The sequence below is a fragment of the Micromonospora sp. CNZ309 genome (genome assembly GCF_002846525.1).
Map to the genome: position 1 here is coordinate 497,099 of NZ_PJNG01000001.1, position 24,664 is coordinate 521,762.

24 protein-coding genes, 1 tRNA gene and 1 pseudogene are annotated in these 24,664 nt (G+C 69.3%); 17 read left to right on the top strand and 9 right to left on the bottom strand.

Features of this window, described 5'->3' with window-relative positions; translation table 11 throughout:
* Positions 1-211: 211 nt before the first annotated feature.
* The 9 genes from CLT72_RS02275 to CLT72_RS02315 all read left to right on the top strand — a co-directional run bounded on the left by CLT72_RS02275 (position 212) and on the right by CLT72_RS02315 (position 8,314).
* Entirely contained in the window at positions 212-1,135 is a 924-nt protein-coding gene (locus CLT72_RS02275; protein ID WP_089000898.1) for a ParA family protein, read from the top strand.
* 53 nt (positions 1,136-1,188) lie between these two features.
* The gene (locus CLT72_RS02280) at positions 1,189-2,361 is read left to right on the top strand and encodes a segregation and condensation protein A (protein WP_350821609.1); all 1,173 of its coding nucleotides are present in this window, start codon (positions 1,189-1,191) and stop codon (positions 2,359-2,361) included.
* Entirely contained in the window at positions 2,358-3,296 is a 939-nt protein-coding gene (gene scpB, locus CLT72_RS02285) for an SMC-Scp complex subunit ScpB (RefSeq protein ID WP_101409297.1), read from the top strand. Before CLT72_RS02280 ends, scpB begins: the two co-directional genes overlap by 4 nt.
* The gene (locus CLT72_RS02290; protein WP_101409298.1) at positions 3,283-4,053 is read left to right on the top strand and encodes a pseudouridine synthase; all 771 of its coding nucleotides are present in this window, start codon (positions 3,283-3,285) and stop codon (positions 4,051-4,053) included. Before scpB ends, CLT72_RS02290 begins: the two co-directional genes overlap by 14 nt.
* 158 nt (positions 4,054-4,211) lie before the next feature.
* Entirely contained in the window at positions 4,212-4,892 is a 681-nt protein-coding gene (cmk, locus tag CLT72_RS02295) for a (d)CMP kinase (RefSeq protein ID WP_101409299.1), read from the top strand.
* Complete coding sequence (der, locus tag CLT72_RS02300) at positions 4,889-6,292, top strand: ribosome biogenesis GTPase Der (protein WP_101409300.1); 1,404 nt, start codon at positions 4,889-4,891, stop codon at positions 6,290-6,292. Before cmk ends, der begins: the two co-directional genes overlap by 4 nt.
* A gap of 196 nt (positions 6,293-6,488) precedes the next feature.
* Positions 6,489-6,562: transfer RNA gene (locus CLT72_RS02305), tRNA-Pro, on the top strand.
* Positions 6,563-6,681: 119 nt separating this feature from the next.
* On the top strand, positions 6,682-7,830 hold the full coding sequence (locus CLT72_RS02310) for a site-specific integrase (protein ID WP_101409301.1): 1,149 nt from the start codon (positions 6,682-6,684) through the stop codon (positions 7,828-7,830).
* 238 nt (positions 7,831-8,068) lie between these two features.
* Positions 8,069-8,314, top strand: a complete 246-nt coding sequence (locus tag CLT72_RS02315; protein WP_101409302.1) for a helix-turn-helix domain-containing protein — start codon at positions 8,069-8,071, stop codon at positions 8,312-8,314.
* 197 nt (positions 8,315-8,511) lie between these two features.
* Here CLT72_RS02315 and CLT72_RS02320 read toward each other — a convergent pair whose 3' ends face one another.
* Entirely contained in the window at positions 8,512-9,165 is a 654-nt protein-coding gene (locus CLT72_RS02320; protein ID WP_101409303.1) for a nucleotidyl transferase AbiEii/AbiGii toxin family protein, read from the bottom strand.
* A complete protein-coding gene (locus CLT72_RS02325) occupies positions 9,165-9,515 on the bottom strand; it encodes a hypothetical protein (RefSeq protein WP_101409304.1) in 351 nt (116 codons plus the stop codon). The genes CLT72_RS02320 and CLT72_RS02325 overlap by 1 nt, the downstream gene beginning before the upstream one ends.
* Positions 9,516-9,537: 22 nt before the next feature.
* Here CLT72_RS02325 and CLT72_RS02330 point away from each other — a divergent pair.
* From CLT72_RS02330 to CLT72_RS02340, 3 genes and pseudogenes are all read left to right on the top strand, one after another.
* A pseudogene (locus tag CLT72_RS02330) lies at positions 9,538-9,799 on the top strand (IS5 family transposase); the annotation flags it as partial.
* Positions 9,800-9,857: 58 nt separating this feature from the next.
* Positions 9,858-10,259 carry a PadR family transcriptional regulator gene (locus CLT72_RS02335; RefSeq protein WP_101414889.1) on the top strand — a complete coding sequence of 134 codons (402 nt, stop codon included), beginning with the start codon at positions 9,858-9,860 and terminating at the stop codon, positions 10,257-10,259.
* Positions 10,234-10,893, top strand: a complete 660-nt coding sequence (locus tag CLT72_RS02340) for a hypothetical protein (RefSeq protein ID WP_101409305.1) — start codon at positions 10,234-10,236, stop codon at positions 10,891-10,893. The genes CLT72_RS02335 and CLT72_RS02340 overlap by 26 nt, the downstream gene beginning before the upstream one ends.
* Positions 10,894-11,099: 206 nt before the next feature.
* Here CLT72_RS02340 and CLT72_RS02345 read toward each other — a convergent pair whose 3' ends face one another.
* Complete coding sequence (locus CLT72_RS02345; protein ID WP_144082156.1) at positions 11,100-11,909, bottom strand: hypothetical protein; 810 nt, start codon at positions 11,907-11,909, stop codon at positions 11,100-11,102.
* A gap of 526 nt (positions 11,910-12,435) precedes the next feature.
* Here CLT72_RS02345 and CLT72_RS02350 point away from each other — a divergent pair.
* A complete protein-coding gene (locus CLT72_RS02350; protein ID WP_101409307.1) occupies positions 12,436-13,377 on the top strand; it encodes a hypothetical protein in 942 nt (313 codons plus the stop codon).
* Between the two features lie 124 nt (positions 13,378-13,501).
* On the opposite strand, the gene CLT72_RS02355 is transcribed toward CLT72_RS02350, so the two are convergent.
* Positions 13,502-15,058 (bottom strand): ATP-binding protein, encoded by a 1,557-nt coding sequence (locus CLT72_RS02355; RefSeq protein ID WP_158241943.1) that lies wholly within the window; start codon positions 15,056-15,058, stop codon positions 13,502-13,504.
* 2 nt (positions 15,059-15,060) lie between these two features.
* A complete protein-coding gene (locus tag CLT72_RS31780) occupies positions 15,061-18,342 on the bottom strand; it encodes a hypothetical protein (RefSeq protein ID WP_158241944.1) in 3,282 nt (1,093 codons plus the stop codon).
* Between the two features lie 588 nt (positions 18,343-18,930).
* Between CLT72_RS31780 and CLT72_RS02360 the strand changes: the two genes are divergently transcribed.
* The 3 genes from CLT72_RS02360 (at position 18,931) to CLT72_RS02370 (ending at position 21,465) form a co-directional block, all read left to right on the top strand.
* Positions 18,931-20,175, top strand: a complete 1,245-nt coding sequence (locus CLT72_RS02360; RefSeq protein ID WP_101409309.1) for an IS256 family transposase — start codon at positions 18,931-18,933, stop codon at positions 20,173-20,175.
* A 103-nt stretch (positions 20,176-20,278) separates the two neighbouring features.
* Positions 20,279-20,578 carry a transposase gene (locus CLT72_RS02365; RefSeq protein ID WP_088981155.1) on the top strand — a complete coding sequence of 100 codons (300 nt, stop codon included), beginning with the start codon at positions 20,279-20,281 and terminating at the stop codon, positions 20,576-20,578.
* A complete protein-coding gene (locus CLT72_RS02370) occupies positions 20,575-21,465 on the top strand; it encodes an IS3 family transposase (protein WP_101409310.1) in 891 nt (296 codons plus the stop codon). The genes CLT72_RS02365 and CLT72_RS02370 overlap by 4 nt, the downstream gene beginning before the upstream one ends.
* A gap of 139 nt (positions 21,466-21,604) precedes the next feature.
* Here CLT72_RS02370 and CLT72_RS02375 read toward each other — a convergent pair whose 3' ends face one another.
* From CLT72_RS02375 to CLT72_RS02385, 3 genes are all read right to left on the bottom strand, one after another.
* Entirely contained in the window at positions 21,605-21,856 is a 252-nt protein-coding gene (locus CLT72_RS02375) for a DUF7660 family protein (protein ID WP_486484168.1), read from the bottom strand.
* 100 nt (positions 21,857-21,956) lie between these two features.
* Positions 21,957-22,883: an IS3 family transposase gene (locus tag CLT72_RS02380; RefSeq protein ID WP_101409311.1), complete on the bottom strand. Its 927-nt coding sequence runs from the start codon at positions 22,881-22,883 to the stop codon at positions 21,957-21,959.
* Positions 22,880-23,191 carry a transposase gene (locus CLT72_RS02385; RefSeq protein WP_158241945.1) on the bottom strand — a complete coding sequence of 104 codons (312 nt, stop codon included), beginning with the start codon at positions 23,189-23,191 and terminating at the stop codon, positions 22,880-22,882. The genes CLT72_RS02380 and CLT72_RS02385 overlap by 4 nt, the downstream gene beginning before the upstream one ends.
* Before the next feature lie 368 nt (positions 23,192-23,559).
* Between CLT72_RS02385 and CLT72_RS02390 the strand changes: the two genes are divergently transcribed.
* Positions 23,560-23,940 (top strand): hypothetical protein, encoded by a 381-nt coding sequence (locus CLT72_RS02390; RefSeq protein ID WP_101409313.1) that lies wholly within the window; start codon positions 23,560-23,562, stop codon positions 23,938-23,940.
* A gap of 177 nt (positions 23,941-24,117) precedes the next feature.
* Here CLT72_RS02390 and CLT72_RS02395 read toward each other — a convergent pair whose 3' ends face one another.
* Positions 24,118-24,477 (bottom strand): hypothetical protein, encoded by a 360-nt coding sequence (locus CLT72_RS02395; protein WP_101409314.1) that lies wholly within the window; start codon positions 24,475-24,477, stop codon positions 24,118-24,120.
* Between the last annotated feature and the right edge of the window lie 187 nt (positions 24,478-24,664).

Below are 24,664 nucleotides of genomic sequence, written 5' to 3' on the forward strand. Positions count from 1 at the left end.
GTGCGCGGAGGACGTCGCCGGTGGCTGGCCTGGTCGGCGGGGCGGCGACACGCCGAGCGGGTGCGACCGGCCCGCCGGGCGGTGGCGTACAGTCGGCATCGGCGCGGACCTCCTGGGGCGATGGTGATGCAGACCGGGGTGCGCAGCGGCGCCGCGAAGGACGTCGGACGGCTCCGACGCCGGGTGGTCGTCGGGAGGGGGCAACGAGCACATGGCTGGCAACGGTGACCGTGCCGAGACCTGGACGTCGGAGCTCCGCGAGCAGCAGGCCACGCTCGGGGCGGATCTGGGTCCGGCGGATCCGGCGGCGTACACGATGCGCAAGCCCATTCCCGAGCCGATGCCGACCGACCGGCACGGCCCGGCCCGGATCATCGCGATGGCCAACCAGAAGGGTGGCGTGGGCAAGACCACCACGACCATCAACCTGGGCGCCGCGCTGGCCGAGTACGGCCGCAAGGTGCTGCTCGTCGACTTCGACCCGCAGGGCGCCCTCTCGGTCGGGCTGGGGGTCAACCCGCACAACCTCGACCTGTCGGTCTACAACCTGCTCATGCAGGACGACGTCACCGCCGAGGACGTCCTGATCAAGACCGACGTGGCGGGGCTGCACCTGCTGCCGGCCAACATCGACCTCTCCGCGGCCGAGATCCAGCTCGTCAACGAGGTCGCCCGGGAGATGGCCCTGGCCCGGGTGCTGCGCACGATCCGCAAGGAGTACGACTACATCCTGATCGACTGCCAGCCCTCGCTGGGCCTGCTGGCGATCAACGCGCTGACCGTGGCGCACGGCGTGCTCATCCCGCTGGAGTGCGAATTCTTCAGCCTGCGTGGCGTGGCGCTGCTGCTGGACACCATCGACAAGGTGCGCGAGCGGCTCAACTTCGACCTGGAACTCGAGGGCATCCTCGCGACCATGTACGACAGCCGCACCACCCACTGCCGCCAGGTGCTCCAGCGGGTGGTGGAGGCGTTCGGCGACAAGGTCTACCAGACGGTGATCACCAAGACCGTCAAGTTCCCCGAGTCCACCGTCGCCGGTGCCCCGATCACCACGCTCGACCCGGCCTCGTCCGGTGCCCGCAACTACCGCCAGCTGGCCCGCGAGGTGATCGCCGCCCAGGCCGAGCGGTAGGCCGGGATGCACCTTCGCGCCGGGTCGTCCGGGGCGTGGACTACGGTCTTCCGGTGACCGCGCCGCCCCTCGACCCTCCGACGACGCCGGAGCAGCCCCCCGTACGGGCCGCCGAGGCCCTCGCCGAGGTGCCGACGGACCCGGCCGGCGTGCCCGAAACGGCGACGGAGAGCGGCGGGTTCACCGTCCGGCTGGCGAACTTCACCGGCCCGTTCGACCTGCTGCTCCAACTGATCGGCAAGCACAAGCTCGACGTGACCGAGGTGGCCCTGCACCGGGTCACCGACGAGTTCATCGCCTACATCCGCGCGATGGGCGACCAGTGGGACCTGGACGAGGCCAGCGAGTTCCTGCTCATCGCCGCGACGCTGCTCGACCTGAAGGCGGCCCGGCTGCTGCCCGCCGCCGAGGTCGAGGACGAGGAGGACCTCGCGCTGCTGGAGGCGCGGGACCTGCTCTTCGCCCGGCTGTTGCAGTACAAGGCGTACAAGGAGGCGGCGGCGCACATCGCCGCGCTGGAGGAGGTCGGCGGCCGGCGCTACCCCCGCGCGGTGACCCTGGAGCCCCGCTACGCCGAGGCGCTGCCCGACCTGGTCCTCGGCATCGGCCCGCAGCGGCTGCTGAAGCTGGCGGTCAGGGCGATGACGCCGAAGCCGGTGCCGGAGGTGTCCGTCGCCCACGTGCACATGGTGCGGGTCAGCGTCCGCGAGCACGCGGGCATCCTCGCCGAGCGGCTGCGCCGGGCGGGCACGGCCACCTTCTCGCTGCTCTGCGCCGACTGCGAGGCCACCCTGGAGGTGGTGGCCCGCTTCCTGGCTCTGCTGGAGCTCTACCGGGAGGGCCTGGTCGCGTTCGTCCAGGAGCAGGCGCTGGAGGAGCTGACCGTACGCTGGACCGGCCCCGCCGAGGGCGGCCCCGACCTGCACGTCGACGAGTACGCGGGCACCCCGGCCGAGCCGGCCCCGACGGTGCCCGAGCCGGCGGGCTCCGGCCCGCTGCCGGCGGCGGCCGAGCGGCGGCCGGTGCCGGACGGCGTGGCGGACGAGACCGGCTCAGCCACGGTGGCAGACGTGGTGACGGACGACACCGGATCGGCTGCGGCGCACACCGGCTCGGCGGAGGGCAGCGGGTCGGCGCCGGGTGTGGCGGCGGAGGGCAGCGGGTCGGTGCCCGTTGTGGCGGCGGACGGGAACGGGACGGCGACGACGGAGGAGCGAGCGGGATGAGCAGCGACGAGCGTCGGGACTCCCTGGCCGACCAGGCCGCCGCCTGGGTGCCGCCCTGGCAGCGCCCCACGGCCCCCTCCGCAGCTCCCGAAACCGAAGATCTTGGTAACTCCGCGCCCCCAGAGGGGCCTGAACCTACCAAGATCTCCGGAGATATTGAGGGGGCGGCGGAGTCCGCCGCACCGGACGCGCCTGTGGAGGCCGGCGGGTCGGGGGAGGCCGGCGGGTCCGGAGAGACGGGCGAGTCGGGGGAGGGCCGCGAGTCGGGGGAGGGCCCCGGGGTCGGGGAGACGGGGGGCGGGGAGGGCAAGGGCGGTCGGGGCTCATCGGCGAAGGGCTCGGCGGGGCGGCGGCGGGGGGCGCCGGCGCCCGAGCCGCCCCCGGAACTCGACGACACGGAGCTGCGCGGGGCCCTGGAGGCGATCCTGCTGGTGGTGGACGAGCCGGTCAGCGAGCTGATCCTCGCCCAGGTGCTGGAGCAGCCCGCCGAGCGGATCGGGCCGATGCTGGACGAGATCGCCGCCGGCTACACGGCCGCCGGGCACGGCTTCGAGCTGCGCCGGGCCGCAGGTGGCTGGCGTCTCTACACCCGGCCGGAATACGCCACCTACGTGGAACGGTTCGTACTGGACGGGCAGTCCGTGCGGCTGACCCAGGCCGCGCTGGAGACACTGGCCGTGATCGCGTACAAGCAGCCCGTCACCCGCTCGCGGATCTCCGCCATCCGGGGTGTCAACTGCGACGGGGTGATCCGTACCCTGGTCTCCCGCGGGTTGGTCGAGGAGTGCGGCACCGAACCGGACAGCGGGGCGTTCCTCTACCGGACCACCACGATGTTCCTGGAGAAGCTCGGGCTGAACAGCGTCGACGACCTCCCGCCGCTGGCCCCGTTCCTTCCCGACGACGTAGAAGAGCTTGCCGATGCCACGCGATGACCGCACGCCCCGCCCCGACGCGCCCGTCTTCGAGGGGGCCGAGCGCCTGCAGAAGGTGCTGGCCGCTGCCGGCGTCGGCTCCCGGCGCGCCTGCGAGGACCTGATCTTCCGCCGCCGGGTCACCGTCGACGGCCGGGTCGCCCAGCTCGGCGACAAGGTCGACCCCGCCACCGCCGTGATCCACGTCGACGGCGAGCGCCTCGTCGCCGACACCCGACTGGTCTATTTGGCCATGAACAAGCCCCGCGGGGTCGTCTCGACCATGGCCGACGAGAAGGGGCGTACCGCGCTCGCCGACTTCCTCGGCAACCGGGTGGAGCAGCGGGTCTACCACGTGGGGCGCCTCGACGCCGACAGCGAGGGACTGCTGCTGCTCACCAACGACGGCACCCTCGCGCACAAGCTGATGCACCCGTCGTACGGGGTGCAGAAGACGTACCTGTGCGAGGTGTCCGGACCGATCCCGCGCAACCTCGGCAAGAAGCTGATGGCCGGCGTGGAGCTGGAGGACGGGCCGGCGAAGGTCGACTCCTTCCGGGTGGTGGACACGCTGGGACGCAGCGCCCAGGTCGAGCTGAGCCTGCACGAGGGGCGCAAGCACATCGTCCGCCGGCTGCTCGGCGAGGTGGGCCACCCGGTGAGCCGGCTGGTGCGTACCGCGATCGGGCCGATCAGGCTGGGCGACCTGCGCGCGGGGCGGACGCGGCGGCTGACCAACGCGGAGGTCGCCGTCCTGTTCAAGGCCGTGGGTGACTGACCCCCGGGTTCGGGGTACGGCTGCCGGTAGGCTCCCTGGCGGCCCGGTGCCGGCGGCGCCCACCGGGCGGCCGCGGCGCCGGGCATCATTGAGAACGTTTGGACAACCGCTCGCGACACATCCGGTGTTTCGTGAGGTACGGGCTGAGGAGGACGACGGTGGAGGAAAACGAACGGGCCGGGCGATGCGTGGTCGCTGTGGACGGGCCGTCCGGTTCGGGTAAGTCCACCGTCTCGCGGCGGCTCGCCGTCGGCATCGGTGCCCGCTATCTCGACACCGGCGCCATGTACCGCGCCATCACCTGGGCGGTGCTGCGCTCCGGGGTCGACCTGGCCGACGCCGAGTCGGTGGCCAAGGTCGCCGGCGAGGTCGACCTGCGCATCGGCACCGACCCGCAGGGGTACGGCGTGACCGCCGACGGCGTGAACGTCGACGCACAGATCCGAGGCCCGGAGGTGACCGGGGCGGTCTCCGCGGTGGCCGCCGTGCCGGCGGTGCGCGCCCTGCTGGTCAACCGGCAGCGCGAGATGATCGCCAACGCCGGCCGGATCGTGGTCGAGGGCCGCGACATCGGCTCCGTGGTGGCGCCGGACGCCGACCTGAAGGTCTACCTGACCGCCTCCGAGGCGGCCCGGGCCGCCCGGCGCAGCGCCGAGGACGCCACCGACGTGACGGCGACCGCGGCCGACCTGGCCCGGCGGGACCGGCTCGACTCGACCCGCAAGGCCGACCCGCTGACCCAGGCCGCCGACGCCGTGGTGCTGGACACCACCGAGCTGGGCATCGACCAGGTCGTCGGGCGGCTGCGTGACCTGCTGACCGATCGGGGAGTGGCATGACCGACACCGACGGGTGGATCGAGCTGCGGGAGCCGGACGCCGACACCGAGGAGCCCACCGGCCCGCAGCCGGTGGTGGCCGTGGTCGGCCGCCCCAACGTGGGCAAGTCGACCCTGGTCAACCGCCTCATCGGCCGCCGCCAGGCGGTCGTCGAGGACGTCCCCGGGGTCACCCGGGACCGGGTCCCCTACGACGCGCAGTGGGCCGGCCGGCAGTTCACCGTGGTGGACACCGGCGGCTGGGAGCCCGACGCCAAGGACCGGGCGGCCGCGATCGCGGCGCAGGCCGAGACGGCGGTCGCCACCGCCGACGTGGTGCTGTTCGTGGTCGACGCGATGGTCGGCTCGACCGACGTGGACGAGGCCGCCGTACGCATGCTGCGCCGCAGCGCCAAGCCGGTGATCCTGGTCGCGAACAAGGCCGACAACACCGCCATCGAGATGGAGGCGACCTCGCTGTGGTCGCTGGGCCTCGGTGAGCCGTACCCGGTGTCGGCGCTGCACGGGCGCGGTTCGGGTGAACTGCTCGACGCCATCATGGGCGCGCTGCCGGAGGCGCCGAAGATCGTCGAGAACCGCCCGCGCGGCCCGCGTCGGGTGGCCCTCGTCGGCCGGCCGAACGTCGGCAAGTCCAGCCTGCTCAACCGCTTCTCGGGCGAGGAGCGGGCGGTCGTCGACTCGGTCGCCGGCACCACCGTCGACCCGGTCGACAGCCTGGTCGAGATCGGCGGGGAGACCTGGCAGCTCGTCGACACGGCGGGCCTGCGCAAGCGGGTCGGCAAGGCCAGCGGCACCGAGTACTACGCCAGCCTGCGGACCGCCGGGGCGATCGAGGCCGCCGAGGTCGCCGTGGTGCTGCTGGACTCCAGCGAGCCCATCAGCGAGCAGGACCAGCGGATCCTGACCATGGTCACCGAGGCCGGCCGGGCGCTGGTGATCGCCTTCAACAAGTGGGACCTGGTCGACGCCGACCGCCGGTACTACCTGGACAAGGAGATCGAGCGCGAGCTGCGCCGCATCCCGTGGGCGATCCGGCTCAACCTGTCGGCGCAGACCGGCCGGGCGGTCGACAAGCTCGCCCCGGCGCTGCGCAAGGCCCTGGCGAGCTGGGAGACCCGCGTACCGACAGCGCAGCTCAACGCGTGGCTGACCGCGCTGGTGCAGGCCACCCCGCACCCGGTGCGGGGCGGACGGGCGCCGAAGATCCTCTTCGCCACCCAGGCGGGCGTGGCGCCGCCGCGCTTCGTGCTGTTCACCACCGCCCCGCTGGACGCGGGCTACCAGCGGTTCGTCGAGCGCAAGCTGCGCGAGGAGTTCGGCTTCGAGGGCAGCCCGATCGAGATCTCCGTACGCCCCCGCAAGAAGCTCGGCCCCGGTGGCCGGGGTAAGGCGCACGGCTGACCCGCTCGACCTGAAGCCGGGTGGGGAGGGCCCCCACCCGGCTTTTCGCTACCCACCAACTTCCCTATCCTCCTAGGACGCCTTAGCGGGTGTGGGTGCGATGACGCGTTCCGGCACAGGAGGGGGCAGTGCGGACGGCGCGAAGATCCTGCGCTAAGCTGTACCGGCTGTCGCGGGGAGATTCGCGCGGGAGCATCGGGACGTGGCGCAGCTTGGTAGCGCACTTGACTGGGGGTCAAGGGGTCGTCGGTTCGAATCCGGCCGTCCCGACTGGTGTTCACCAGCGGATATAGAAGATCATGCGTGATCTTGCGGTAACGCTGGCGGTAACGGAGATCGCTTAACGTGGGCTGCATCCCCCGATCCCGTTACTGCGGAGGTGCAGCCCCGTGGCTGTCTACAACTACCGCCTCGCCAACGGCCAGACCCGCTGGTTCTTCATCATCGACCTCCCGCCTGACGCGGATGGTCGTCGCCGCCAGCACAAGCGGCAAGGGTTTCCCAACCAGGCTGCTGCCCTGAAGGCGGAGGAACAGGCGCGCGTCGCCTACGGCGGAGCGGACCTCGGCGCCGACGGCAGCATGGCTGCGGAGCTGGAGAGCTGGCTCAACGAGCGCGAGCTGGACGTCCAGGAGACGACGCTAAGCAACTACCGGGACGTCATCCGCTGCTACGTGGTCCCGCACATCGGCGGGCGGCAGCTCTACGCGCTCGACAAGCGTGTCCTTCATGACCTCTACAAGAAGCTCCTGAAGAGCGGCGGCAAGAACGGTGGGCCGCTGTCGGCGACCACCGTCCGCATCGTGCACCGGATCCTGATGAAGGCGTTGGGCGACCTGGGGGTCAACGTCGAGGGCGTGCGTCAACCTCGGCAGGTCGAGCGGGAGACGATGGGGCGCAAGGGCGTCTGGACGCCGGCGCAGTCGGCGAAGTTCCTCAAGTACCACGCCGACCACCGACTCCGTGCCGCGTGGGTGCTGGCGATCGTCGTCGGTGCCAGGCGAGGGGAGTTGGCCGGCCTCAAGTGGCCGCGCGTCGATCTCGACCGGGGCGTGCTGCTGTTGCACTGGCAACGCACCACGACCAGCAACGGGGTGGTGGAGAAGGCGCCCAAGGGCAAGAGTAAGCGGGCGGTAGCGCTCGGGCCGGCCCTGATTGCGGAGCTGCGTGCCCACCGGGAGCGCCAGGTCCTGGAGAAGGCAGACGCTGGCGTCCTGTATCACGACGGTGGTTACCTGTTCTGCCGCGAGGACGGGGAGCCGTACTACCCGAAGTACTTCACCGACCAGTGGGCGAAGGCGTGCGGGGATGCTGGGGTGCCCGTGATCGCGTTGCACGACGCTCGGCACACCTCCGCTACCACCGGCGCTGACGCCGGTGTTCCCGAGCACGTGATGCAGCGGCGGCTCGGTCACGCTGACAGCCGGACGACGCGGGAGGTCTACACCCACGTACTGCCGGAGAGCGAACGGAAGGCCGCAGAGCTCATGGAGGCAGTACTCGGCGACGCAGCGACCTGGTCGCCCCGGAATAGCTAGACCGAAGACGCTGGGTCACGCCCGACCGCAGTACTTCTGGCTGCGGAGGTTGCCGGTGAGGGAGCCCGATGTCCGACCGCCAGCTCGGGCATCGGCACGGTAGCCAGCGGCTGTGGCCGTTGCCGTTACCCGTGGCGGTTGCTCTCACTCGGCAACGCGCCGAGTAACCGGATGATCGCATCGTGAGGGCTGACGCCGGTATCGGCGTGCTCACGACCTCAGGGGAGGGCGGCGGACAATGTCAACGACCACAACTGGCGGACGCAAGCCGGGCCAGGCGCTAAACCAGGTCTGGACGATCGAGGCGGTGCGGGAGCTCGGCGTCACCACCGACGTGGAGACCGCCGGAGCGATCCTGGGAATCGGGCGCACCAAGGCCTACGAGCTGGCCAAAACCAACAAATTCCCGGTACGCCTTCTGCGCGTCGGCCGGCGGTACCTCGTGCCCGTACCGGCGATCCTCAAGCTGCTTGCCATCGAGTAGCCGACCTGCCGCTAGCCAGGCTCAGAGCCTGAGACAGGGAATCCCGGAGACCGACCGGGCTGGTGCGCCGACAAACAAAAGGACCGACGGCGCGCACGGTGTGAGCCGGCGCGCCGTCGGTCAGCCGTGTGAGTCGTTACGGTCCAGAGCGCTGGGGCAGCGCCGATGAGCTCCTGCCCCTTGGTGAGCCCGATCGATCAGCGGGGCCAGGCTGCGAAGCGTCGCCGTAGCTGTACCACGTCGGCGCGAGTGAGCTGGTACGGCACGAATGCCTCGTCGGGCATCCTGTCCAGGCGCCGACCCACCACTGGAACGTCCTCTGCCTCAAGTCCAGGGTCAACGCGGCGGGCCATGGCCAGCAGTTGGGCCGGCGTGTACTGGTCGAGCACTGCGGCCACATCGACGTAGTCACGCTCGCGGGCTCGTCCCACGAGTGCGGTGACTTTCCAGGCGAGCAGGTCGGCCAGGTCCATGACCGGGCCGACATCCATCACCACCGGAGCATGGAGTCGCGCCTGACAGGACAGGCTCAGCCGGACCACCTTGTTGCCCCGTCGGATCTCCCATTCCGTCATGTGGTCGTCAAAGCCGTAGATCACTGCCGACAGCTCGCTGTCGTCGGCGACCCGTGTTACCTGGAAACCAGCTTCGAGCAACGCCGTCTCCACGGCCTCGGTCGCTGCGGCGACTCCGTCGGCGCGGTCGGTGAAGGCATCGACGTCCTCGGTCGGCCGGTCGACGACTCCGTGCAGGAGCAAGGCCAGTCCACCGCCCAGGGCAAATCCGTGCTGCTTGGCTACGGAGAGCGCGACCCGCGCGACCTCGACGTGCTCTGGGTCAGGGTGAGGCATCAGGCTGCGGCCGAGATCTGGCGCAGCACCGCATGCCGGTCCTCCCATGCGTGGCGCACACCCCGCGGCAGGTAGAGGTCGTTCCATACCCGGATCAGGGTCGGACCGTCGAGCCAGGCGCAGAGTTCATCAACCCGCACCGCTTCGGTCAGCACGACCTCGTACAGGGCGTTGCGCGCCCATTCCTGGTCCAGGTTGACGCTGCGGTCTGGCCGCCAGAGCAGCCGGTGTGGCAGCTCCACGACACCGCTGGTCGGTCCGTGCAGGGCGGCAAGATCGTCTACGACCACGGCGGAACGGCCCGGCCGGGCTTGATACCGCCGGGCGGAACGGGTCGAAGTGGCGCCCATGCGTCGAGGGTAGCGCCTCGAACGGGTAAACCGGGCCTACCTGCGCCTGCGCGGGATCGCCGCGACCATCCCGAGCAGACGAACCAGGACGCCCACCGGCGAGCCGAGGGATCCAAAGGCGGCCGACCACCAGCCTTCGACCCCCACCTCTACCAACAACGTCACGCCGTGGAATGCGGCATCAACCGGTTCAAGCGCAACCGCGCCGTGGCTACCCGCTTCGACAAGCTGGCCGTCTGGTACGAGGCAACCATCCTCTCGCCGCCATTAACGAGTGGCTATGACCGGCTTCTAGCGAAGGCCTACTAGACGACGCATAGTACCGACCGTATTATGTGGCGCATGATAGCGGCAGCAGGTGACTCGGATGTGGCCTCCGAGCGGCAGGCCCAGCTACTGCGCGGCTGCCTGGACATGTGCCTGCTTGCGCTGCTTGCCGGCGAGCCGGCGCACGGCTACGAACTCGTCCGCCGACTCGACACCGCCGGATTCGGAACGGTGAGCTACGGCACCGTCTACCCGTTGATCACCCGATTGCACCGATTGGGGCTCATCGCCAACGCGTTGCAGCCCAGTCCCAACGGCCCACCCCGCAAGGTTTATCGGCTCACCGACACCGGCCACGATCGGCTGCGTGCTTGGCGCGAGCAGTGGGTTCAGTTCGCCAGCGTCGTGAACGCAACCCTCGCCGCCCATCCATCGAATCCAGGAGACGACCATGAGCACGTCGACGTCGGTCGTTGACAACCTCCTCGCCGCCGCAGACCGCGAGTGGCGCGCTCTCGGCATTCACCGTCGCGACAGGGTGACTCTCGCGGCCGACCTCCGCGCCGAGCTTGAGGCAGCAGCCGCCGACGGGCTCGATCCCGCCGAGCTTCTCGGCGCTGACCCTACCGAGTTCGCCCTGCGAATCGCCGAGGAAGCCGGCGTGGAGCGCACCCCGCCGCGGTACGGCCAGGTGCTCGGCGTTGCGACCGCGGGCGCGATGCTCTCCCTCGTCGTCGGCTACATCGTGGTCATTAGCCTGCACCAGGCGTTCGTGGCGGCATTCGACCTGCCGCGAAGCGTGCGCGTGCCGTTGTGGCTTGCCGCCGGTGTCTTCTACGGCGGCGTCGCAGCGGTTGTCGTCGCCGGCGCCGTCCTCGCCGTACGCATCGCCCTGCGAGACGCGCCCCACATCCGACACACTGCGGCGCGGATGACACTGCTGTTGCCACCCGCTATCGCAGCCGCGATCGCCGCTGCGGCCACATTCGCCTGGTCGCTCAACTACCCGCTCACCCCACTGGCGATCGCGGCCGAGGCGGCGATAGTCCTCACTGCCTTCCTTGCAGCAACGGCGCTGGCCCGCCGCTGGTCTTTGGCGGCGGCTGGGTGATCCAGCCAGCACAACGGTCATAGTCTGAGCCAATCCTGCGCGTGGCCCATCAAGAAATGCTGTGATCGACTTCGACACGGAACATAGGCGCCTTCGGCGAGGCGGTAGGCGCGGTGCGCGGCGATGAGCGGGCGCGCGTACGGCGGCAGGATGTACGGCGGGGCACAGGGTGCTCGTTGACGCCGGCGGCGACCATCTCGTCGCGGCTACAACCCGCGGCCGGTTCGGAGCGGCTCGGCGGACGGCTCGCCGGCCAGGGGTACGCGGGCGGCGTCGGGGTGGCTTATGCCGAGAATCTTCCCGAGTTCAGTCTGCGCGCCGTCGCCGATTAGGGATGGATCCTCATCGAGCAGCGCCGTGATGGCGGACCGGAGCTGCTCGGCGGTGAGCGGCTCCACTATGCTGTCTAGTTTCAAGAGGCCATCGACATCCTCGATTCGGGCTTCGCGGAGCATTCTAAGCTGCTCCTCGCTGTACAGCCGGGTCACGAGGGCCGCCAGGAAACGGTTCCGTGCTTCATCGGTGCTCATGCTGGCGCGGTACGCCTCGAGCGCGGCGACCACTTCCTGCGTCTCGGGCGGGGGTGCGGCCTCTGCTGCTGCGGCATGCTCGGCACGTGCGGCCGACCGACCGGGCTCGCGGGATCTAAACCGAGTCCACGTCGACCTCACGGCCGGCACCGCCTGCTCGGCCAGCCATCTCGTCACGTGCGGTTTGGCTTTGTCCGCGGCGGCGGCACCGAGGACGAGCAGGGTTCCGAGCATTTCGATCGCCTGCTCCGACAACCACGGCTCCGCCGGTGCCGGCGGTCTGTCGGGCTCGCTCGAATCCATGGTGTAGTCGTACGCCATCGGCGGATCTTCTTCGTCGTCCTCGTCGATGTCGCTCAGCGTGACGTGTCCGAGCTTGTTGGTGCCGTCTTCACGGGTCAGGGGGCTGTACTCGCCGGGCTTCTTCTGCGACTTGGAGAGATGCGATCCGTCGTCGTACTCAACCCACATCTTCTTCCGAGGCATTCGCCGCCGCCGTCCTCAGGCCGAATTTAAAGTCGCAAGTGTATTGCCCGGGTAGCCCTGCTGTCGTGGGCCGATGGTGTGGTGTGCGGTGCTGTTCGGCGTAGCGTTAGCGGCCCCGCCAGGGCAGAGTGGGCGTCGGCGTGCTCGAGCGCCGCCTGGACGCCGGTCGAAGCCGGTTGGAGCGCGGTGGCACAGCCAGCCAAGAGTGAGCATGGCCAGGCCGATCAGCGTGCGGGTTGTGGAATCGAACCACGATGCGGGCGATCAGCCGTAGCTTGGTGTTGACGCTCTCGACATGGGCGTCGGACAGCCGATGCTCAATTCTGATCTCCACGGCAGGTGCGATGACGCACGACGCGGCGGGAGAAGTCGACGAAGGCGACGGGGTGCGGCTGCGGCGCGCTAGCGTAGTCCTTCCTTGGGCGCCATGACCGATGCAGACGGACTCAATGTGCGCGTTCAACCCAGTCCAGCTGAGGCTCCTGGGCACCGGCAGGCGCGTCTGCTACATGAGAGACAATCGCTCATGCCATCACTCGCGCCGCCACAGGACAGAGACCTTCCGCTGTTTGTCTACGGCTCGCTGAAGCCCGGAGAGCTGGCCTTCGGTCTGATTGAGCCGTTTGTCGACGACAGTCGGTCCGTTGAGGCCGCCGTTGCCGGTGTGATCAAGCTGCGCGATGGACTGCCGTTGTTGGACTCCTCGGCTGCCGGGCGTGTCCGCGGATTCCTTCTTCTCTTTCGTGCGGGCAAGGTCGACGAGGCCTGGAACATCGTGGCTGACTTTGAGCCAGGTACCCAGTACAGGTGGGAGACGACCGATGCCGTGACTGAAGATGGCCAGCGCGTCGCGGCCAACGTTCTCGCCGGCGCGAAGCTGCAGCGCGGGGTCTCTGGAGATCCAGTAACGGAATGGTCGGCCAGTTATGATCCAGTGCTTGGTGAAGGACTGGCCGAGGTCCGGCGGCTCGTGTTGGAAGCGGCGCCGCAGGACGCGCAGGCGCAACCGGATGGCCCCGAGTTCTGGCGTCAGTTCTTCCGCCTCCAGGCGTCCTACCTCCTGCTGTGGAGCGTCGTGGAACGATACACGGCGCTCCGCTACGGGCCAGCGCGGGATCCCTGGCCCCGGGTCTGCCTACTGGACGACGACCTCGCGTTTCAAGCCGCGCTCAAGACCGTGAGCGCCAAGCCCGACAGTGTCGTGGACAGCAGAAAACCCACCGACAAGTTCGCGTTGAGGCCGGATTTCACCGGCGGTGCGCGCTATTACTACCAAGTCCGTTCGAACCTGTCTCATCGGGGGAAGGGTGCGTTTCGGGATGCACGCCTGGTGCTGAAGGCGGTTGTCGAACTGCATGACGCAATGCTGATCTTGCTGGCCCAGCACGTCCCGATCCCCGCAAGTGCTGGTCTGGGTGAGGTTCGGTTGCGGCACCTGCTGCCTGCTGGCGTGACGGAGCGCTGGTGACCGGTAGACCTCTGATAGACGCGGCCAGCTACGACCAGCGGGCGGTCCCCCTGGCCCCTGGACCTGGACGCGGGCGGCGCACCCCCGGACCCGCCGTCCGTGATCGTCCGCGAGCGGCCCTGACTCAGCCGGCCGCCGGAAACAGGGGCCGCCACGAGTCGTTGGCGTGCCAGAGCAGCGGAAGGCTGTTGTTGGGCACGGTGTCGGGGAAGACAACCAGGGCCGCCAGGTCCCCATAGCCCAGGCGAAACCTCTTTCCGATCCGCAGCGGGCCGTCGCCCGCAGTGCAGAAGGCCGATAGCAGGTTCCGGTGATGCGGGTCGGTGATGATCTCACTGGTCTCGGTGAAGCAGCGGTCTCGGTCGCCGAGCAGTTGGTACGCGCCAACCTCCACCCGGTCCCGGAACGCCGAAAGATCGGCGACGACATGCTGCAGCGCAGTCTCGAACGCGACGACGACGAGAATCCTCACCTTCGCCTCGGGGAACCGCCGGAGAAGCCGCTTTAGAGGTGCGTCGTCCCCTTCGGTGCAGGCGCGCAACGATCTACCCGAGCCGACGAAGTCGTCGGTGACGACGAACCACTCCGGCGGGTCGCCATCGAAATCCGGCCACTCATCTTCCGCATCCTGCAGGTTGAGCTCGGCGAGATGGCGCCAGTTGCCCTGGTTCTTGAGGGCGTGCGCGATGCGCGGGCCGCTAGCGCCGAGCTGCTGCCACCGGCAGAACGACACCCCGCCGTAAGCGGGAATCCCGGACGTGTCGATGAGATGGCCGAGCGCTCGGTAGAATTCGTCGGTCCCGACATAGTACCTCTTCGCGACCGACCGGAAGAGCCCCAGCGCGACGGGTCGGAGGACGCCCGGGAACTGATCCAGCCAGAGTCGCAGATCCTCCTCGGAGAGCTCGCGCCCGCGGTAGAGCACGTTGGCCAGCAGCCACCGCGTCTCGCGCGGCAGCACCTCAAGCACCGCCGCCGTCCCAACCGGCCGGTTTGCGTCGTACGCGCAGGCCGCCTCGAGCACGCGGCGCAGCAGATGCAGGTGGTCGCACGCGCCAGCCACCGAGCTCAGCACCGCAGGCAGATCGCTGTCGCCGGTTAGGGTGGACCGTCCCACCAGCGACGTCAGCATGCTGCCGGCGATGGTTATGACGCAGGACGGCTCGGACGGAACCGGGACGTCGACGCGTCGTCCGAACGCCGTCCAGAGCCAGTGGTCCAGCGGAATTGGGGAATCGGCGGCTACGCGGCGGGAACCGATGATGATGATGTCCTCCGCGACGCGCCAGCTCGTCCCGAGGGCGTCGGTGTAGCGCCGTTCCGAAATGGCCGTCCGCAACCGCTGCGCGAAGTCGACTGGAAGGTCCTGCAGGCCGGACAGAAACAGGACGTTCGCACTCTCCTGTCCGAGCAGCCCGGGCGCGACGCCGTCGCTGCCCGCCCGCCGTGCGTCGGCCGGTGTGCCGAAGAGCATCGCGGACAGGGAATCGATGGAATCGCCGGCCGGAACCTCCGCGAAGTCCACACCCATGTCGTCCGCGAGGCACCGGGCCAGGGTCCGCTTCCCGGACCCGGACGGTCCGGTGAGCAGCACGGCCGGGAACCGACTCGCCACGAAGACTGCGTTCCGGAGCAGCTCCAGCAGGTCGCGCTGGGAGCCGCTCAGTGCCTCCGGCTCCACCGCTACCGGGTGGTCGACGCCGACCGGCGGGCCGCCGCGGACGGCTCGACGAAGCGGGGCGGCACGGCGAGGGGTCCGTTCGACTCGAACCGGATCGCGCAGGTGACGATCTGACCTCGGTCCGGCGGCGGCGAGAAGTGGCGCGGCCGGAACGGCACGGTTTGGTGCAGGTCGAGCAGGTAGCCCTGCGCTCGCCACTCGGTGATCCAGCGGTCCACCCGCATCTGGGTCAGCCGGGGCTGCTCCGGGTCGACCGGATCCCGCCAGACGTCGTACATACGAATGGCGACTGCGTCCTCTCTGCGGAGCTGCGCGCGCAGCTGCCGGAAACGCTCGGCCCCCTCGCGATAGTCGCCGGTCTGGTAGCAGAGCACGGCGTAGCGGAAGAGATCCAGCGGTCGGGCCGTCTCGGAGAGTTCGGCATCCAACCGCCGATACAGCTCTTTTAGCAGGCCGAAGTTGCGTCGCCGAATCGGCTGGCGCTCCAGCAGGGAAATCCGCAGACGCACCGAGCGGGTTCGCGGCGCCACCCCGGCGCGCTCCGCCGCGTCGAGGATGGCGAGCGCATCGTCGACACCCTGCGCTCCCTCGTTGCTCAGCAGGCAGAGTCGGGCCTTGCAGTAGTGACCGAGCTCGGGGTCGGCCGAGTTGATCAGCTCGTCGATGTAGGCCTCGCCGAGCTCCTCGCTGAGCCGGGAGAACGCCTCGGCGCGGTACGTCGTGACATGCTCGGTCCAGACCGGGTCGGGCGCCGAATGGTTCTCCGCCACGTCGTTGGCCTCGTCGAGCAGCTCCAGCGCCTGCGTCACGTCGGACGCCTTGACCATCTGCTCCTCGGCACCGGCCGCCTTCGCGTGGTCAAGCAGCCGGCGGCTGAAGGCGAGAAGGGCCTCCATGTTGACGCCGCCGGAGAGCTCGATTGCCTTCTCGAAGGCGACGCAAGCGCTGGTCCACGCCGTCGCCCCGTCGGCCGCGCGGCCCGCCTCCTGCAGAGCCAGGGAGTAGCGGTAGTACGCCGTGCCGAGCGTGTTGTAGAGGTGGCTGGGATGCTCGTCGCGCCCGGAGCGGCGGGGCAGGCTGGTGGCCCTCTCCAGCTTCTCCACGGCGCTGGCGAAGCGCTCGACCCGCAGGTCGATCTCGAGGCGCGGCGTGCGCTGGTCGGCCGACCAGTACAGCGATCGCGCCCAGTGGTGCAGGATGGCCTTGCTCTGGTCGCGGATTGCAGGCGGAATCAGCTCGAAGGTCCGCAGCCGCCAGTCCCAGTCAGGGTCGCGCTCTTCGAACTTCGGCGCCAGCACGTACTTGGCGAGCGACTCGGCAACCCAGATGTCCGCGCCGCTGCCGGGCGACAGCGCCCCGAGGACGGGAACGAGCTGGTGCATCCACGCGGCGGCCGAGCGCGCGTCGGCATGGTGCTCCAGATAGGCCTGCGCAAGCGCGGGATGGAGGAACCGGATGACGTCCTCATCGAGGCCCTTGGTCGGCCCGCCCCAGGTCACGATGCCGTCGAGCTGCCGTATGGCCGCTGAGAGATTCGACGGGTAGGCGCCGCCCACGGCGGGACGGATGACGGTCCAGATCGGGCTTGGCAGGCGGAACGAGGACAACGCAGCCACGTACGTAACGATGTCGCGCACCGAAACGTCCTCGATTGCCTCGCTTCGCTGCCTGATCCATCGGCTCAGCAAGCTCTGCGCCTGCTCGGCCTCGGGCAGCGCCATACCCTCGGTGATGAAGAACCGTAGCGCGACCCAGAACAGCGACTCGCTCCGGCCGTCGTCGCCCAGCCGCCATCGGGTCGCCTGGTCGTACCGCTGCCATTGGTACACGGACGGGACGACCACCGGGAGCGTCCACTGCTCTACCGTCTGGAAAAAGGTGCGCCGGCACCGCTCGATTTCCTCCTCGGCCAGCCCCGCGCTCAACACCGGGAGCGCCGCGGCACGCCGCGTCCGGCGCTCGATGTCGACGGCCGCCTCCTTTGCGGCGACGGCATGCAATACGACGGCCGACCGGCCCTGCCGGGCGAGCATGCTGGCGATGCCCCGGGCTGCTATGCCGCGCTGCTCGTGCTCGACGTCGATGATGATGAGCAGGGGCGGGACCTGCTCAAGGCCGAGGGCGAGCGCCCCCTCGGAAAGCGTAGTGGCAAAGGCCGACAGCTCCTCGTGGTCGATGGCGATCTGTTCGGGACGCAGGACGAGAGCGGGGAATCCATCCCGCGCCGCCGCGTACGCTGCGGCCCGCAGCAGCGTGGTCGCCCCCGCGCCGGGCTCGGCCGGAAGCCGCATGACGTACGTCGACGCGAGCCCCGAGCTGGCCTGCACCTGCCGAAGCATCGCGAGGACGTCCTCATGCAGCGGCTTGCCCTGCGTCCGGTAGTCGCGCCCGACCGGGAGGCCGACGCTGTACGCCGACCAGTCCTCCAGGTTGCCGTCTAGGAAGGCGAGCAGGTTCTCCATCGTGAACGTCGTCGCCGGGGCGATGTGCTGCTCGGTGAGGAGCGAGAACCGGGCGAGAATGCGGTCGACGTCGCGGATGCCCAGAGCCAGGGTGCGGTTCCCGATGCGCACGGTGTGCCGCGGGATGTCGACGACGTGCGGGGCGCCCACCTCGGCCATGGCCGCGAGGAGGTCGTTCTCCGTGCCGCGCCAGACGTGGACGACGATCGACGGGCTCGCCGGCAGGCCTGGCTCCGGCGCGTCAGGCGGCCAGACGAGAAGAATTTCTAGGTCGACGATCGGGCAGTCCTCGAGGACTTCGGACAGCCTCTCCAGATCGCCGTCCTCCCGGGCGCCGAGGACGATCAGGATGCGATCCCGGTACTGGCGCAGCCGCTCGACGAGCGCCCACGCGGTCCGCTCCCGCACCCGCTCGCGAACGGCGCCGTATCGGGAGGCGGCGGGCGCATCCGGGTCGAGCACGCCGGGCAGGACGCAGACCGGCAGGAACTCGCGGGAGGACAGCTGTGCCGAGGCGTCGTCGTCGGCCGCGAGCAGCACGATCTGCCGGACGTCTCGTTCGGCCGTCTGCGCCGCAGCCTTGAGCGCCGGCAGCAGCGGGCTCGCTGCGCCCTCCAGCCACACCGCCTCCCAGTAGTACGAGGCGACGTGCAGGTCGAGCGGGTCCGGCTGGAGGCGGTATCGCACGGCCGCCGTGGCCGACGCGACGTCGTAGTCGTGCGGTTTCTCGCCCGGCCGGAGGTCGTGGGCCTGGCACGCCCACAGGAGAGCGCGCCGGTCGCGAAGGCGCATCGCGACGGAGGTGGGCAGGGAGTCGGGCAATCTGCTCGTCACACGCCTTCGTCGGTCAGCGGTCGATTAAGGACACCCTAGCCCACTCGCCCACCCGGTTGGTGCGTCGCGAGACCGAGTGCGCCGACCGACTCGGTGCACTCGGGACGCATCGCCGCCGGCAGTCCCGTACCGGCGCCGGACGGAGCGGCTCGCTTGTGCAGGTCGGCGGAGTTTCCTTTCCCGTCCCTCCCCGTCCGGTTTCGGCGGAGTACGCGTGCCATCGCAGCGATGAGATCGGAGAGCAAGATATGGCCATTTGGCCGCCAATCTCGACCGGCGCGGTCGAGAACACCCGGCGGGGTGTCGATTGGATCATGTCCGGCCCGGTTGATCTGACACCAGCGGTCCTCCGTGGCCTGCGGCGGGGCCAACTCCCGAGACATGCGGCGCAGGTCGTCCGCCTGACGATCGGTGCTTCACGGCTGGCTACGTGGTGGCCCACTTCGCGCGGCCACGGGGGTTGCGTCCACGGAAGTGGTGTACGACTTGCCCGTGATGGGCGTGTTGGGTAGATAGGAGACGGCCACCGCGCGATCCTTCGAGACGGCTAAGCCCAGTGAAGGAGAGTGATGCGCGATGGCCGCATCTGAGAGTGTGAACCCTGTTGAGCTGCTGTGCGAGCAGATCGCGGGCGCGTCGCCGGATCTGTTGCAGGCGATGATCAAGACGTTCGCGCAGGCGGTGATGTCCGCCGAGGCCGACGCGATCTGCGGTGCTGGTTATGGGCAGCGCAGCGACGAGCGGGTCAACTCCCGCAACGGCTACCGGCCGCGGGAGTGGGACACCCGCGCCGGGACGATCGACCTGGCGATCCCGAAGCTGCGGCAGGGCAGTTACTTCCCGGACTGGCTGCTGACTCACCGGCGGCGGGCCGAACAGGCGTTGGTGTCGGTCGTGGCCACTTCCTACCTGCTCGGGGTGTCGACGCGGCGGGTGGAGAAGCTGGTCGAGCAGCTCGGCATCCGGCAGTTGTCGAAGTCGCAGGTCTCGGAGATGGCAGCGCACCTGGACGTCCAGGTTGAGGCGTTCCGCAACCGGCCCCTCGACGCCGCCCACTACACGTTCGTGTGGATGGACGCGCTCACGATGAAGGTCCGAGAGCACGGCCGCACCGTCAACGTCCACGCGCTGATCGCCGTGGGCGTCAACGCCGACGGCCAGCGTGAGGTGTTGGGCCTGGACGTGGCCTCGGATGAGGACGGCGCCGGCTGGCTGGCGTTCCTGCGCAGCCTGACCGCCCGTGGTCTGACCGGGGTGCGTCTGGTCATCTCCGACGCCCACGCCGGCCTCGTGGCCGCCATCGGCGCGGCTCTGCCCGGGGCGTCGTGGCAGCGGTGCCGGACCCACTACCTGCGCAACCTGCTGACGAAGGTGCCCAAATCGGCGCAGCCGTGGATCGCCACCTTGGTGCGCACGATCTTCGACCAGCCCGACGCCGACGCCGTCCGCGCCCAGTTCGACCGGGTCGTGGCCACGATCGAGGCGAAGTTCCCGGCCGCCGCCGAACACCTCGACGCCGCCCGCGACGATCTCCTGGCGTTCACCGGCTTTCCCCGCGAGATCTGGCGCCAGATCTGGTCGAACAACCCGCAGGAACGGCTGAACAAGGAGATCCGCCGCCGCACCGACGTCGTCGGGATCTTCCCCAACCGGCCGTCGATCATCCGCCTCGTCGGCGCCGTCCTGGCCGAGCAGACCGACGAGTGGACCGAAGGCCGCCGCTACATGGGCCTGGAACTCCTCGCCAAAGCCCGCATGGTCACGATCGACACCAGCCAACACGACACCGACCAGACCGACCCCACCCCGATCGCCGCATAACATCAAACCGGATCCCGCGATGGCCGTCTCCTACACCACCAGCGCGGACGCGACTGCCCTTCCCCTCGTAGCGTGGAGGCCAGAGCTTGAGGGATAGAGGTTCATGGCTGAGACGAGACGCCAGTTCGATCCGGAGTTCCGGGCGGGCGCGGTGCGCATCGTGCGCGAGACGGGCAAGTCAATCGCTCAGGTCGCCCGCGACCTGGGGATCAACAGCGGGACCCTGGCGAACTGGGTGAAGAGGGACCGCGAGACTCGCGGTGAGGCCGCTGCTGGGCAGCTGGCAGAGGACGAGCGGGCGGAGCTGGCACGGTTGCGGCGGGAGAACGCGGAGCTGGCGATGGAGCGTGATGTCCTCAAGCGATCCGTGGTCCTGTGGGTCAAGGAAGCGACGGGCCGGTGAGCGTGGCCGCCTTCATCGCTTCCCAGAGGACCGAGCACGACGTGCCGCACGCGCTAGCCTGCCGGGCCCTGGGGGTGTCCGAGTCATGGTTCTACAAGTGGCGTGACCGGCCGCCAACGCGCCGCGATGACCGGCGTGCTCGATTGTCGGCCGCGGTCCAGAAGGTGTTCGACGACTCGGGTGGCACCTACGGCAGCCCGCGCATCGGCATCGAGCTGCGCGAGTCCGGCTGGCAGGTCTCCGACAACACGATCGCGCAGCTCATGGCCGAGCTGGGCTTGGCCGCCCGGGTCAAGCGCCGCCGGCGGGGCCTGACCCGCCAAGGTAAGCGTCCGGCCGCACCGGACCTCATCAAGCGGGTGTTCACCGCGCCGGCGCCGGATGTCGCCTGGTGCGGCGACATGACCGAGATCCGCACCGACGAGGGCAAGCTCTACCTGGCCACCGTCATCGACCTGTACTCCCGTCGCATCCTCGGCTACGCGATGGGCGCCCATCACGACGCCGGGCTGGTCGTCGCCGCGCTGAACATGGCCGCCGTCACCCGCGGCGGCTGCGTGGACGGGGTGATCTTCCACAGCGACAGGGGCAGCGAGTACACCTCGGCCGACTTCGACCGGGCCTGTGCCCGGTGGAAGGTACGCCAGTCGATGGGCCGGGTCGGGTCGTGCTTCGACAACGCCGTCGCCGAGGCCACCTTCTCCACCATCAAGGTCGAGTACGTCCACCGCCGTCACTTCCGTACCCGTACCGAGGCACGCCTGAAGATCGCCACCTGGATCACCGACTTCTACAACCGGCGCCGCCGGCACTCCGTCTGCGACTGGCGATCCCCCATCGACTACGAACGATCAGAGACCCGCGCCCTGGAGGCCCAGGCCGCATAACGGAGCCCTCCACGATTCCAGGGGATTGACACGACCGCCACGGGCCACCTCATTTGTCAACGCCAACTGAAAGCCATCATCAAGATCACTCATAAGTTGTGTGCCAGAGCCAGATCCAGCTTTCAGGCGGAGCCGACAGCTACTCGTAGACGGAGGCCGCCCGCAGGATGTCCGCTACCAGAGACCACGTGGGCTGCTCAGGTAGCTCCCGACCTTGATTGCGTGCCCAGCCGTCCATGCTGCCGATCCAGGAGGACATAGCTTCGAGGTAGCGGGGCAGGTCTACGTTCTCCCAGTAGTCCGGGGGCGTAGCCGACTCTTCGGCGAGCGCCCGAACGTAGGCCGCCAGATCCTCGCGGGTCTTCACCGCGCCGGTGTCGTTGAGATCCATCAGCCGATGATCGCTTACCAGTCGAATGGCCCGATAGGAGCCGTCCAGGGCCGATCGCAAGGTCGTGACGTGAGTTCCCCCCGCTTTGATGGAGCGGTGGTTACCTGCTGCCGGCTGGCGCAGGGGTGGCGATAGGTGGCTCGGCTGACTCGGTATGGCGGCTGTGCCAGGCGGCCTCGTACTCGTTCGGGCTGAGGTAGCCCAGTTCCTTTTGGATGCGGCGGGTGTTGTACCAGCCGTCGATGTAGGCGAAGATCGCGTTCTCGGCCTCGTCGCGGGTCCGCCAGGACGTGCGGTAGACGAGTTCGATCTTCAGCGTGGACCAGAAGTTCTCCATCAGGGCGTTGTCGTACGAGTCGCCGACGGAGCCCATCGAGGGCAGGATCCCGTTGTCCTGTAAGCGTTCCGCGAAGCGGAAGGACGTGTAGTTCGACCCGCGGTCGCTGTGGTGGATCAACTGGCCGGCGCGGACGTCGCGGGACCAGATGCCGTATTCGAGGGCGGCGAGGATCAGGTCGGTGTCGCAGCGGTCAGACGTCTTCCACCCGACGATCCGGCGGGAAAACGCGTCGCGGACCGCAGCCAACCAGAACACGCCCTCACCGCACGGAATGCGGGTGGCGTCGGCAACCCAGAGCCGGTTCGGCCCGTCCGCGATGAACTGCCGGTTGACCAGATCCGGCGCCGGCGTGTGCCGGGGATCCTGCTTCGTGGAGCCGCCACGCCAGCCTCGACGCAGGAACGCCCCCTGCCAGCCCTGCTCGGCCATCAGCCGCTCGATGCGCTTGCGGCCCACGCGGATGCCGTCACGGCGTAGCTGCCGGTGGACCCGGTCCGCGCCGTAGGTGCGCCCGGAGGTCTCCCAGATCTCGTGGATGTTCGAAATCAGCCCCAGGTCGACCACGTCCCGATCACAGGGCTGCTCGACCTGCTTGACCCACGCGTAGTAGGTCGAGGCGCCGATGTTGAGGACCCGTAGCAGGAGCGCGACCGCGAACTGGTCACGGTGTTCGTGGATGAACCTCATGACCGTCGCCGGGTCGGGTCGAGCTCCGCCGCGAAATACGCGCTCGCGGCCTTCAGAATCTCGTTCGCCCGCCGCAACTCGGCCACTTCCTTGCGCAGCCGCCGGTTCTCGTCCGCCATCTCGCTGGTACGCCGGTCGGTGCGCTCACCCGTGTCGGCCTCGGCCTGACGGATCCAGTTCCGTAACGCCTCGTGATGCACGCCGAGTTGCTCGGCCAGGCGCCGGATCACCGGCTTCGGGTCCGACTCGCGATACAGGCGCACAGCGCGCTGACGTAGCTCGTCGGGGTACTTCTTCGGTGCTGCCACGGACGACTTCCTCCCCACGGCCATCAGACCATGATCAAGAAGCTCCATGAAAGCGGGGGTGGCTCAGACGATCGCAGGGCGCTCAACCGCCGTCGAGGGCGGGGCGATCGCTGCCGCGCCGCTTCGCGGCTTGCCATCGGGTAGTGACTCCAGCCGCGCCGAAGCCGGTGGTACGCCAAGCCGCCCCTGACCTGAGAGGTCGGGGGCGGCTTGGCGTACGCCGCCGGACCGGGCAGCCACGCGCCCACCGCCCAGCCGTGCCAGCTACGTGCCAGTAACCGGTGTTCCAAACGGTCAGCAGCGGTCATGATCGGGCACCACGGCACCGACGCTGACCAGGCGATGCGGACAGATCAGGTCAGCCGATAGTGATCTTCCAAGCTGGCGGTGCGCACATCTTTTTTGTCCTGGCTGTTTCGGTGCGCCACGGTCGCAGTATGGGCAAGAGCAGGAAGCAGAAGCGCTTGGCGGCCGTTGGACGGCGCTTGCAGGAGGAGCGCGGCCAAGACTGGATGTCGCTGGGATGCTCCGAGGACCAGGCCGCCGCAGTGACTCAGGCGTGGAGGCGCTTGGCTGACCTTGGCGTTGATCTGCCACCGCGGCCGACTCGCCGAGACCTCTGGGCCGCCGGCATCGCGGACACGGACATCAAGGTCGATCACTTCTACCTCGGTCCAGAGCGGGGTATCTGCGCGATCCAGATCAGTGTGCGTAGGGCAGCACTGGAATCCGCACGCCGCAGACCGTGATCGAGCGCTCCGGGCAGTCCGCCGTCGCGGCTGTCGACGGAGTTGCCGAAAGCCGGACGAGTACGTGCCTTGATCTCGCCAACCCGCCTCAGTCGCCTTCCCAGACCGTATGTCGCAGGTTCGAACCCGCCCGTGGGCACCGCCGATCCACAACCGCTGTCCCGCCCTTCAGCGGTGTCACGCCGCCTGCCGCGACCGCCTCAGCCGGCTCAGGTCGACGCCGTAGGCGAGCGCGATGGTGAAGGTCAGCGCCGCGCCGGCCCATGCGGCCCACCAGAACAGGAAGCCGCGCAGGTCGAGTCCGTTGCCGTTGGCGAGCATCGGGTCGTACGGCGGAGGAAACAGCCGGTGGAAAGCAGGACCGCCGACGAGGAAGATTGCCCCGGACACGATTATGCCGCTGGCCACGAAGAGCCGCAGGGACCGCCTGCCAAACTCTCGCTGCCGCCGGATCAGGTTGGCGACCAGGCTCAGGCCGATTGGTCCGCCGAGGACGAGAGCCCCGCAACCGATGAGCGTCGCTGTCCCGTACGTCACGGGCCGATGCTACTTCCGTGCCTGACCGTGATCGAGCGCAGGATTCAGGATGGCCGGCGGGTCACGCTCGTGCACGGTGGCGGCAGGCCAAGTGTGGCGGTGCAGCCCTGCCGGTGCGGCCAGATACCGATGTGCTGGGGTGACCTTCCGACCTCGGAAAGCCTGCAGGGGACGTTAAGCAGCGGCG